This window comes from Pseudomonas sp. B20 (genome assembly GCF_020515755.1).
Classification (GTDB): domain Bacteria; phylum Pseudomonadota; class Gammaproteobacteria; order Pseudomonadales; family Pseudomonadaceae; genus Aquipseudomonas; species Aquipseudomonas syringae.
The window spans coordinates 1-10901 of the sequence record NZ_JAHPJG010000041.1; the positions used below are offsets into that span (position 1 = coordinate 1).

The 10901-nt window shown below is 61.1% G+C and carries 9 protein-coding genes; 3 read left to right on the plus strand and 6 right to left on the minus strand.

The features are described from left to right. Window positions 1-336: 336 nt before the first annotated feature. From LIX91_RS25325 to LIX91_RS25350, 6 genes are all read right to left on the minus strand, one after another. Window positions 337-714, minus strand: a complete 378-nt coding sequence (locus LIX91_RS25325; protein WP_003414228.1) for a gamma-butyrobetaine hydroxylase-like domain-containing protein — start codon at window positions 712-714, stop codon at window positions 337-339. A gap of 92 nt (window positions 715-806) precedes the next feature. Further along, window positions 807-2144 carry an ATP-dependent protease ATPase subunit HslU gene (hslU, locus tag LIX91_RS25330; protein WP_003365974.1) on the minus strand — a complete coding sequence of 446 codons (1338 nt, stop codon included), beginning with the start codon at window positions 2142-2144 and terminating at the stop codon, window positions 807-809. Window positions 2145-2210: 66 nt separating this feature from the next. Further along, window positions 2211-2741 carry an ATP-dependent protease subunit HslV gene (gene hslV / locus LIX91_RS25335; protein WP_002551644.1) on the minus strand — a complete coding sequence of 177 codons (531 nt, stop codon included), beginning with the start codon at window positions 2739-2741 and terminating at the stop codon, window positions 2211-2213. Window positions 2742-3155: 414 nt separating this feature from the next. Then, window positions 3156-3851: an SPOR domain-containing protein gene (locus LIX91_RS25340; RefSeq protein ID WP_003403056.1), complete on the minus strand. Its 696-nt coding sequence runs from the start codon at window positions 3849-3851 to the stop codon at window positions 3156-3158. A gap of 1 nt (window position 3852) precedes the next feature. After that, complete coding sequence (argS, locus tag LIX91_RS25345) at window positions 3853-5589, minus strand: arginine--tRNA ligase (protein WP_226489395.1); 1737 nt, start codon at window positions 5587-5589, stop codon at window positions 3853-3855. A 97-nt stretch (window positions 5590-5686) separates the two neighbouring features. After that, a complete protein-coding gene (locus LIX91_RS25350) occupies window positions 5687-7906 on the minus strand; it encodes a primosomal protein N' (RefSeq protein ID WP_226489396.1) in 2220 nt (739 codons plus the stop codon). 169 nt (window positions 7907-8075) lie between these two features. On the opposite strand from LIX91_RS25350, the gene rpmE reads away from it, so the two are divergent. The 3 genes from rpmE to LIX91_RS25365 all read left to right on the plus strand — a co-directional run bounded on the left by rpmE (window position 8076) and on the right by LIX91_RS25365 (window position 10564). Continuing rightward, the gene (gene rpmE, locus LIX91_RS25355; RefSeq protein WP_002551648.1) at window positions 8076-8297 is read left to right on the plus strand and encodes a 50S ribosomal protein L31; all 222 of its coding nucleotides are present in this window, start codon (window positions 8076-8078) and stop codon (window positions 8295-8297) included. A gap of 13 nt (window positions 8298-8310) precedes the next feature. Beyond that, window positions 8311-9114, plus strand: coding sequence for a thermonuclease family protein (locus LIX91_RS25360; protein ID WP_032702563.1), 804 nt, complete (start codon window positions 8311-8313; stop codon window positions 9112-9114). 181 nt (window positions 9115-9295) lie between these two features. Beyond that, window positions 9296-10564 (plus strand): malic enzyme-like NAD(P)-binding protein, encoded by a 1269-nt coding sequence (locus tag LIX91_RS25365; protein WP_003316648.1) that lies wholly within the window; start codon window positions 9296-9298, stop codon window positions 10562-10564. Window positions 10565-10901 lie beyond the last annotated feature (337 nt).

Here is a 10901-nt window from a genome sequence, read left to right on the forward strand (position 1 = left end):
CGGAGTGGGCATGATGGTGTTCTTACGGGCGACTATCGTTCATCACGCTCCAGCGTGGGAATGCAGTGCGTGACGCTCTGCGTCATAGACCTGCGCCGCGCCGCATCCTCTGGATCGGAGGCCGAGCACATGGAGTACTCATAGTTACATGCAGTCTTCGAACGCGTGGAATAAAAGGATTTGTTTGCGTATATGGCGTTTCAGTCGATACATTTTCGACGATCATACGGCCCTTTCGCGAACAAGTTCGCTCCCACGGCCTCCGGCCAGAATCAAAAGCGGACTTGTATGGGGTGATGGGCACGATGCTGTTCATGCGGACACCTGCGAGGCGGGTCAGAGCATCAGTTTGATGACGTGTTCGGAAGGGTCGCGGGACTTGCCCGCTTTCTGGAGTTCCTGCAAGTAGTCTTCCCATAGCGACGCCTGGCGTGTGGCCAGTTCGTACAGGTATTCCCAGGTAAAAAGGCCGCTGTCATGGCCGTCATCAAAAGTGAGTTTCAGCGCATATTGTCCGGCGGGCTCGACCTTGGTCAGGCCGACTCCCAGTTTGCCGAATTGCAGGATCGGCCGGCCGTGGCCCTGAACCTCGGCAGAAGGGGAATGCACCCGCAGAAATTCGGCGGGCAAATGGTATTCCTCATCCGGCGCGTATTTCAGCGTCAGGGTCTTGGAGGCCTTGTGCAACTGGATGGCAGTGGGCAGAGCGGGCATGGCTGCAGTCTCGGGTTTTAAGCGTCGGGCAGAAGCAAAAAGCTGCAAGAGTGAACAACCTCTTGCAGCCTGAAATGCCAACCGCGTGTGTCTTAGAGAATATAACGCGACAGGTCTTCGTTTTCTGCCAGATCACCGAGGTGGCTGTTGACGTATTCCGCGTCGATCTCGATCGGCGCTGCGTCAGGGTTGATGGCCAGGTCACCGGCGCTGAACGAGACTTCCTCGAGCAGGCGCTCAAGCAGCGTGTGCAGGCGGCGGGCGCCGATGTTCTCGGTCTTCTCGTTGACCTGCCAGGCAATCTCGGCCAGGCGCTTGATGCCTTCAGGCTTGAACTCGATCTTCAGGCCTTCGGTCTTGAGCAGCTCGCGGTACTGTTCGGTCAACGACGCATGCGGCTCGCTGAGAATGCGCTCGAAGTCCTGTGGCGATAGCGCCTTGAGTTCAACGCGGATCGGCAGACGGCCTTGCAGCTCGGGGACCAGATCGCTCGGTTTGCTCAAATGGAACGCACCTGACGCGATAAACAGGATGTGGTCGGTCTTGACCATGCCCAGTTTGGTATTCACCGTGCAGCCTTCGATCAGCGGCAGCAGGTCGCGCTGCACGCCTTCACGGGACACGTCGACACCGCCCGAGTTACCGCGTTTGGCAACCTTGTCGATCTCGTCGATAAACACGATGCCGTGTTGCTCGACCGCTTCCAGCGCCTTGGCTTTCAGCTCTTCTTCATTGACCAGACGGCCCGCTTCTTCTTCGCGTACCAGCTTGAGCGCTTCCTTGACCTTGAGCTTGCGGCTCTTGGTCTTGCCCTTGCCCATGTTGGCAAACAGGCTCTGCAACTGGTTGGTCATCTCTTCCATGCCAGGCGGCGCGGAGATATCGACACCAACGGCTTCGTTGATCTCGATCTCGATTTCCTTGTCATCCAGCTGGCCTTCGCGCAGGCGCTTGCGGAACAGCTGACGGGTATTGGAATCGCTGCTCTGCGCCGGATCCTCGTTGAAGCCTACCCGGGCCGGTGGCAGCAGGGCATCGAGAATGCGCTCTTCAGCGGCATCTTCGGCGCGGTGACGCACCTTGACGATTTCCTGTTCGCGCAGCAGCTTGATCGCGGCATCGGCCAGATCACGGATGATCGACTCTACATCACGACCCACATAACCCACTTCGGTGAATTTGGTGGCTTCGACCTTGATGAACGGTGCGTTGGCGAGCTTGGCCAGACGGCGGGCGATTTCGGTCTTGCCGACACCGGTCGGGCCGATCATCAGAATGTTCTTGGGGGTTACTTCGACACGCAGTTCTTCAGGCAACTGCATGCGGCGCCAGCGATTGCGCAGGGCAATAGCCACGGCGCGCTTGGCATCGTCCTGGCCGATGATATGGCGATTAAGTTCATGGACGATTTCGCGGGGAGTCATTGACATGGTTATTCACGGTCCTCTGTTGCGGGCAAGTCGATGGGGCCACAGGGGATGCGGCCCGGCAGCGGCTTAGCCGACGAGGTCCTGCTCCTCAATGGTGATGTTGTGGTTGGTGAACACGCAGATGTCGCCGGCGATATGCAGGGAAGTCTCGGCAATTTCGCGGGCCGACAGGTCGGTCTTGAGCAGCAGGGCGCGTGCGGCAGCCTGAGCGAATGCGCCGCCGGAGCCCATGGCGATCAGGCCGTCCTCGGGCTCGACCACGTCACCGTTGCCGGTGATGATCAGCGAGGCATCCTTGTTGGCGACGGCCAGCATGGCTTCAAGACGGCTCAGTGAGCGATCGGTGCGCCAGTCCTTGGCCAGTTCGACGGCTGCACGAACCAGATGCCCCTGGTGTTTTTCCAGTTGGGCCTCGAAGCGTTCGAACAGCGTGAATGCATCGGCGGTCGCGCCAGCGAATCCGGCGATCACTTCACCGTGATACAGGCGGCGTACCTTTTTGGCGTTGCCTTTCATGACGGTGTTGCCCAGAGAAACCTGGCCGTCGCCAGCCATGACGACTTTACCGTGGCGGCGCACTGAAACGATGGTGGTCAAGGGAGAGTCTCCACACTGCGGGGCGAAAATGCCCTGATGCAAACTCATATGGGGGTGTGGGTGAGTATTTCAACCTTGGGGATGAATCGGGGGGAATGACCGTATGATTCTTGTCCCAACTCTTTAAGCGGACCGGGCGACGCTTCGTTTGTCCGCGATCTCCCGGTTTTTGTAGCGGACAGAAGGCCGTTTTGATTCTGCCCAACGGGCGTAGGAGCGGACTTGTCCGCGATGGGCTGCGAAGCGGCCCCCAAACAGGCTGCCTCGGCTGGGTCTGATACACCGATGCGGCTGGTTTTGCTGCCGGTTCCCGGCAGATCGCGGACAAGTCCGCTCCTACGCCCTTCGGGCAGAAGCTCCGTTCTCCGTACTCATCGAAAACACGCGATGAGCACGGAAACAGCGGCGCTTTGGCTAGCGGCTTTGACGCTGTTGCAACAACAGGTTACTAAATCCGCCGCTTGCCAGTTGTTTCTGCGCGGTGGTCAGCTGTTCGCGGTTGCTGAACGGGCCGACCAGTACGCGATACCAGGTTTCATCCTTGACGGTGCCCGACTCGACGGTAGAGGTCTGGCCCAGCAGGATGATTTGTGCGCGGACTTTCTCGGCGTCAGCCTGTTTGCGGAACGAGCCCGCCTGCAGGAAGAACGTCGTCACCGCGGCCGGCTTGGTGGTCGCAACCGGCGGCGCTGGCGGAGGCGTCAGGCCGCTGAGGGCTGCCTGGGCACGTGCCGTGTCGATCTTGGCGGCCTGTTCCGGCGAGACCGGTGCGGTCGGTGCCACAGGCGGCGGGGTCTTCTCCGGCACGGCTTCGTTCGGCACGATCACTTCCGATTCAGGCAGCAATGTATAGAAGTCGTACTTGGGTTTGACCGGCGCCGTAGGGCTTGGCGGCGTCTTGTTCGCTTCGGCGATCTTTGCAGCCTTGGCGTCTGCCCTGACCCGCTTGACGTCATCGCCACCGGGTTCGAGCTTCATCAAAAAGACCACGAATGCGCCCACGGTCAAGCCAATCGCCAGCCACAACCATCCTGGAATCGGCTTCTTCGCGGGTGCCTGATAACGGCTGGCGCCCCGCTTGGGTGCCGGTTTCTTCTTCGCAACTGCCAACTTACATACGCTCCAGAGTTTCCAGACCCAACAGGTCCAGGCCTTGCTTGAGGGTGCGGCCGGTCAGTGCAGCCAGCCGCAGACGGCTCTGTTGCTGATCGGGGTTTTCCGCACCAAGGATCGGGCAGTTTTCGTAAAAGCTCGAAAACAGACCCGCAAGGTCATACAGGTAAGCACAAAGTACGTGCGGTGTGCCTTTTTCTGCGACGTTGTTCAGTGTTTCGGTGAACTGCGCCAGACGTGCGGCCAGTTCCTGCTCCTGCGGCGCCTCAAGGGCGATCTGCCCTTTGCTTGCGTCGAAGGGTGTACCCAGTTTGCGGAACACGCCGGCCACACGGGTGTAGGCGTACAGCAGATAGGGCGCGGTGTTGCCTTCGAAACTGAGCATCTGATCGAAGTTGAAGCTGTAATCGCTGGCGCGGTGCTTGGACAGATCGGCGTATTTCACCGCACTGATGCCCACGGCCTTGGCAATGCTGCGCAATTCCGCTTCGGCGACTTCCGGGTTCTTTTCCTTGACCAGCGTGTAGGCGCGCTCTTCGGCTTCATCGAGCAGGTCGATGAGCTTGACCGTGCCGCCATCGCGGGTCTTGAACGGGCGGCCATCGGCGCCGTTCATGGTGCCGAAGCCCATGTGTTCCAGTTGCATGCCGTCATGCACGAAACCGGCGCGGCGTGCCACTTCGAACACCTGCTGGAAGTGCAGGGCCTGACGCTGGTCGACGAAATACAGCACGCGGTCGGCCTTGAGCACCTTGCTGCGATAGCGGATCGCTGCCAGGTCGGTGGTGGCGTACAGATAACCACCACCGGCCTTCTGCACGATGACCGGCAACGGCGTGTCATCGGCAGTACGGAATTCTTCGAGGAACACGCATTGTGCGCCATTGCTCTCGACCAGCAGGCCCGTGGCTTTCAGGTCGTTGACCACATTGGCCAGGTCATCGTTATAGGCGCTTTCGCCCATCACGTCGGCCGGGGTCAGCTTGACGTTGAGGCGCTCGTAGGTTTCCTGGCAGTGCGACAGCGAGATGTCCTTGAAGCGCGTCCACAGCGCCAGGCACTCGGCATCGCCGGCCTGCAGCTTGACCACCAGACCACGAGCACGCTCTGCGAACTCTTCGGACTCGTCAAAGCGCTGCTTGGCGGCGCGGTAGAAGTTTTCCAGGTCGGACAGCTCGTCGCTGGTCGCCGGCTTTTCCTGCAGATAGGCCAGCAGCATGCCGAACTGGGTGCCCCAGTCGCCCACGTGGTTCTGACGAATGACCGTGTCGCCGAGAAACGTCAGGACGTTCGCCACGCCGTCGCCAATAATGGTCGAGCGCAAATGGCCAACGTGCATTTCCTTGGCCAGGTTCGGTGCCGACAGATCGACGACCACGCGCTGTGCAGCGCCCGCCTTACGCACCGACAGGTGCGCGTCGGCCAGTGCAGCGTCGAGGCGCGCGGCCAGCGCGGCAGTATTCTGGAAGAAGTTCAGGAAGCCCGGCCCGGCGATCTCGACCTTGCTGACCTGCTCGTCGGCCGGCAGTGCGGCGATCAGCTTTTCAGCCAGATCGCGCGGTTTCATGCCGGCAGGCTTGGCGAGCATCATCGCGATATTGCTGGCGAAGTCGCCGTGCGTCTTGTCGCGGGCGTTTTCCACCTGGATCGCCGGCGTCAGCCCTTCTGGCAAGACGCCCTCGGTGACGAGACGGGTCAGGGCTTGTTGAATCAGCTGGCGAATCGTGTCTTTCATGGTGCTCTCTTCGACCGCAAGCGCGGTGGCGCTTCGATGCGCGGGTGGAAAAACTCTGCATTATCCGTTGCTCAAGCCTGCTTGCCAACGGCGTGACTTAATAAAGATCCACAGGATCCACATCCAGCGACCATCTGACCTGCCGACCGCTGGGCATTTGCTCCAGCGCGAGCAGCCAGGTGGCAAGCAATTTATGCAAGGGCGCGCGGGCGCTGGACTGCACCAGCAGCTGCGCGCGATAACGCCCGGCGCGGCGTTCCATCGGGGCCGGAACCGGGCCCAGCAGCTCGATGCCGCCCAGCGTCATTTGCGCAACCAGTTGCTCGGCATCGCTGCAGGCCTGATCGAGAAAGGCCTCGGCCTGTCCCGGCTTGTGCGCTTCAGCGCGTAGCAGTGCGAGGTGTGAAAACGGTGGCAGACCCGCCGAACGGCGCTCGCTCAAGGCCTGTTCGGCAAAGGCGAAATAACCCTGCTCGGTCAACTGAATCAGCAGTGGGTGGTCGGCCAGGTGGGTCTGGATGATCACCTTGCCAGGCTCTTCGGCGCGCCCGGCACGACCTGCCACCTGCACGATCAATTGCGCCATGCGCTCGCTGGCGCGGAAGTCGCCGGAAAACAGCCCGCCGTCGGCGTCCAGAATCGAGACCAGCGTGACCCGGGGAAAGTGATGGCCCTTGGCGAGCATTTGCGTGCCGACCAGAATGCACGGCTGACCGCGCTGGATCGTCGTGAACAGCTGGTTCATGGCGTCCTTGCGCGACGTGCTGTCGCGGTCGACACGCAGTACGGGGTAGTCCGGAAACAGAATCGCCAGGCGCTCTTCGGCGCGCTCGGTGCCGGCGCCTACCGGGCGCAAATCCACCTTGCCGCACGACGGGCACTGACGCGGTACACGCTCGACATACCCGCAGTGATGGCAGCGCAGCTCGCCCGAGCGCTGGTGCACGGTCATGCGTGCATCGCAGCGCTGGCAGCCGGACATCCAGCCGCAGTCGTGGCACAGCAAGGTTGGCGCAAAGCCGCGACGGTTGAGAAACACCAATACCTGTTGGCCTGCCGCGAGCGTTTGGCCGATGGCCTGCTGCATAGGCCCGGAGATGCCGCTGTCCAGCGGTCGGCTCTTGACGTCCAGGCGCATGAAACGCGGCTGCTGTGCGCCGCCCGCGCGCTCATTCAGGCGCAGCAGACCGTAGCGGCCGGTGTAAGCGTTGTGCAGGCTTTCCAGGGACGGAGTGGCCGAGCCCAGGACAATCGGAATGTTTTCCTGACGCGCGCGCACCAGGGCCAGATCGCGGGCGTGATAGCGCAGACCTTCCTGCTGTTTATAGGAGCCGTCGTGTTCTTCGTCGATGATGATCAGGCCGGGGTTTTTCATCGGCGTGAACAGCGCCGAACGCGTGCCGATGATGATGTCCGCCTCGCCATCGCGAGCCGCCAGCCAGGCGTCCAGCCGTTCGCGGTCGTTGACCGCCGAGTGGACCAGCGCAATGCGCGCATTGAAGCGTTGCTCGAAGCGCGCCAGGGTCTGCGGGCCGAGGTTGATTTCCGGGATCAGCACCAGCGCCTGCTTGCCGGCCTCGAGAGTTTCGCGGATCAGTTGCAGATAGACTTCGGTCTTGCCGCTGCCGGTGACGCCGGCCAGCAGAAACGCATGAAAGCTGTCGAACCCGGCGCGGATCGCTTCGTAAGCGGCGCGTTGTTCTGTGTTGAGCGGCAATTCAGGCTGGGCCAGCCAGTGTTCATGGCGTGCGCTGGGCGCATGGCTGCGGACCTCGACATACACCAGCTCCTTGGCCAGCAACAGGTTGAGGCTGTCCTTGTTCAGCATCAGCTTGCTGAGCAGTTGATGCGCCACCCCGTGCGGGTGCTGGGCAAGAGTGGTCAAGGCCTCGCGCTGCTTGGGTGCGCGGGCGATGCGCGGATCGTCGACGCTGGCGCCCGGGGCCACGTGCCAGAAGCGCTCCTGGCGACTTTCGGCCAGTTCGCCCTGACGCAGCAGCACCGGCAAGGCCCAGCTCAGTGTGTCTCCGAGGCTGTGCTGGTAATACTGCGAGGTCCACAGGCACAGCTTGAACAGCGCGGGTGGCAGCGGCGCTTCGCTGTCGAGCAGAGCGATTGCCGGCTTGAGCTTGTCGGCGGGCACTTCGCTGTGATCGACCACTTCCACCAGGATGCCGATCATTTCCCGGCGTCCGAACGGCACTCGCAGACGCATGCCCGGCTGCAAGGCGCTGCGCGACACGCCCGCTGGGGCGCGGTAGTCGAACAGGCGGCGAAGCGGCGAGGGCAGGGCAAGGCGCAGGATGGCGTCGGGCACGCGGTGTTTCCCTGTGATGATAAGTGATGACGGAGGCGCGATCTTAGCAGACGACCGGTGTGAAGGTTCGCTTGCGTCGTTGCAATTGTCTGGTACTATCCGCAGCCTATTTCCGTGCGGTATTCAACAATAGTGTTGAGTGGCGGCGCGTTAGACCGAGGAAGTACCGATGAAAGCTGATATCCATCCAGTTTACGAAGCCATTGACGCTACCTGCAGCTGCGGCAATGTCATCAAGACCCGTTCCACCCTGGCCGCTCCTCTGAGCCTGGACGTGTGCAACGAGTGCCACCCGTTCTACACCGGCAAGCAGAAGACGCTTGACGTTGGCGGCCGTGTCGACAAGTTCAAATCCCGTTTCGGTGCGTTCGGCGCTACCAAAGCGAAGTAAGACTGGCTGCCCGATGGGCATCTCCAGACTGCTTGAAAAGGCGCTCCTTGTGGGCGTCTTTTTTATGCCCGCGATTTGGGTATCCGGCGCGCAGGCCTTCTGCCCGGCACCTGCCTCGTTGCCGGTCGCACAGGTACAGCGAGTGGTCGACGGCGACACCTTGAAGCTGACCGATGGCCGCAGTGTGCGGATGATCGGGCTCAATACGCCTGAAACCGGCAGGAAAGGCCGGTCGGCCGAACCGTTTGCCGAGGCGGCGAAAAAGCGCTTGCAGACGCTGGTCAATGAAAGCGGCGGCAAGGTCAGGCTGCGTATCGGCCGGCAGGGCAAGGATCATTACGGCCGCACGCTGGCCAACGTCTATGACCGTAAAGGCGCCAACCTCGAGGCGCAGTTGCTCAGCGAAGGGCTGGGCTATCTGGTGGCCGTTGCGCCCAATGTCAGGCTGGTCGCTTGCCAGCAGGGCGCGGAGCGTCAGGCACGTCAGGCGCGGCTGGGTGTGTGGCGCAATTCGCCGGTGCAGTCCTCGGCCCGACTGAGCAAAAGCGGGTTCGCGATTGTGTCCGGTCAGGTCAGGCGTGTGCAGCGCAACCGCGGTGGTATGTGGATCGAGTTGCAGGGCTCGCTGGTTCTGCGTATCGCGCCTGCCCACCTGAGTGCATTCGATACGGCGACGCTCCAGCGCCTCGAAGGACGGCAGGTCGAAGCGCGTGGCTGGGTCGTCGATCGCTCCCGGCGCGGAGGCCTGAAAAAGGGGCAGTCCCGCTGGCAGCTGTCACTGACCCATCCCGCAATGCTGGACCTTTCACGCCGTTAGAAGCGCCCTTCAAACCGGTGATCTGACGAGCCTGACCGAGTGTTCACGTTTCAGGCCTCTAAGCGTAAAGTCTAAGCCCGAGCCTATTGACAGCAGTGACTGGTCAGTCTTGTTAGGACTATGCATCTTGCGTATCCTCGGCGGTCCGTCTGTCCCACAGTAAAAAAGCGGAATCCAATACATGTCAGATCTGAAAACTGCCGCGCTCGAATACCATGCCAATCCTCGTCCGGGGAAGCTGAGCGTCGAACTCACCAAGCCGACTGCAACCGCTCGTGACCTGGCTCTGGCCTACAGCCCTGGCGTTGCTGAACCCGTGCGTGAAATTGCCCGTGACCCCGAGCTGGCTTACAAGTACACCGGCAAAGGCAACCTGGTAGCAGTTATTTCCGATGGCACCGCGATTCTCGGCCTCGGCGATCTGGGTCCATTGGCTTCCAAGCCGGTCATGGAAGGTAAAGGGGTTCTGTTCAAGCGCTTCGCCGGTATCGACGTTTTCGATATCGAAGTCGATTCCGAAAGCCCACAGGCGTTCATCGACACCGTCAAGCGTATCTCCATCACCTTCGGTGGCATCAACCTGGAAGACATCAAGGCGCCTGAGTGCTTTGAAATCGAGAAGGCGCTGATCGAACAGTGTGACATCCCGGTTTTCCACGATGACCAGCACGGTACCGCGATCGTGACAGCGGCCGGCATGATCAACGCACTGGAAATCGTCGGCAAGACCCTCGATTCGGCGAAGATCGTCTGCCTGGGTGCTGGCGCTGCGGCCATCTCCTGCATGAAGCTGCTGGTGAGCATGGGCGCGAAGATCGAAAACATCTTCATGGTCGACCGTACCGGCGTTGTCCACTCCGGCCGTACCGACCTGAACCAGTACAAGGCTGCGTTTGCCCACGCGACCGAGAAGCGCTCGCTGACCGACGCACTGGATGGCGCTGACGTATTTGTAGGCTTGTCCGGTCCTAACCTGCTGAGCGCTGAAAACCTCAAGCTGATGGCCAAGGACCCGATCGTGTTCGCCTGCTCGAACCCTGATCCGGAAATCTCCCCGGAACTGGCTCACGCCACCCGCAGTGACGTGATCATGGCCACTGGCCGTTCGGACTACCCGAACCAGGTCAACAACGTACTCGGCTTCCCGTTCATCTTCCGTGGTGCCCTGGACGTTCGCGCCAAGCGCATCAACGAAGAAATGAAAATCGCCGCGGCCAACGCCCTGCGCGAACTGGCCAAGCTGCCTGTGCCACAGGAAGTCAGCGACGCCTACGGCGGCATCAAACTGGAATTCGGTCGTGAGTACATCATTCCGAAGCCAATGGACACCCGCCTGCTGGGCTTGATCTCCGATGCAGTGGCCAAGGCCGCCATCGAGACCGGCGTTGCCACCCTGCCGTATCCGAAGCACTACCCGCTGACCAGCGTGGATGACGTGTTCAAGGGTTGATCCCTGACCCAATAAAAAACCCCTGCAGCGATGCAGGGGTTTTTTTATGCCTTGGATACCCTGCACTTGTGGGGCATTTTCAGGGATTGAACTGGCCTCTTCGCGAGCAAGCTCGCTCCCACATAGCCCCGGATCATCCCCGAATCCGTAGGAGTGAGCTTCCTCACGAAGAGGCCTGTGCCGCTGAAAATCTACTGACCCACTAATACGCCTTCGCGAGCAAGCTCGCTCCCACAAAGCCCCGGATTATCCTGAAAGTCCCCGAGTCCGTGGGAGTGAGCTTGCTCACGAAGAGGCCTGTGCAGCCGCTGAAAATCTACTGACCCACTAATACGCC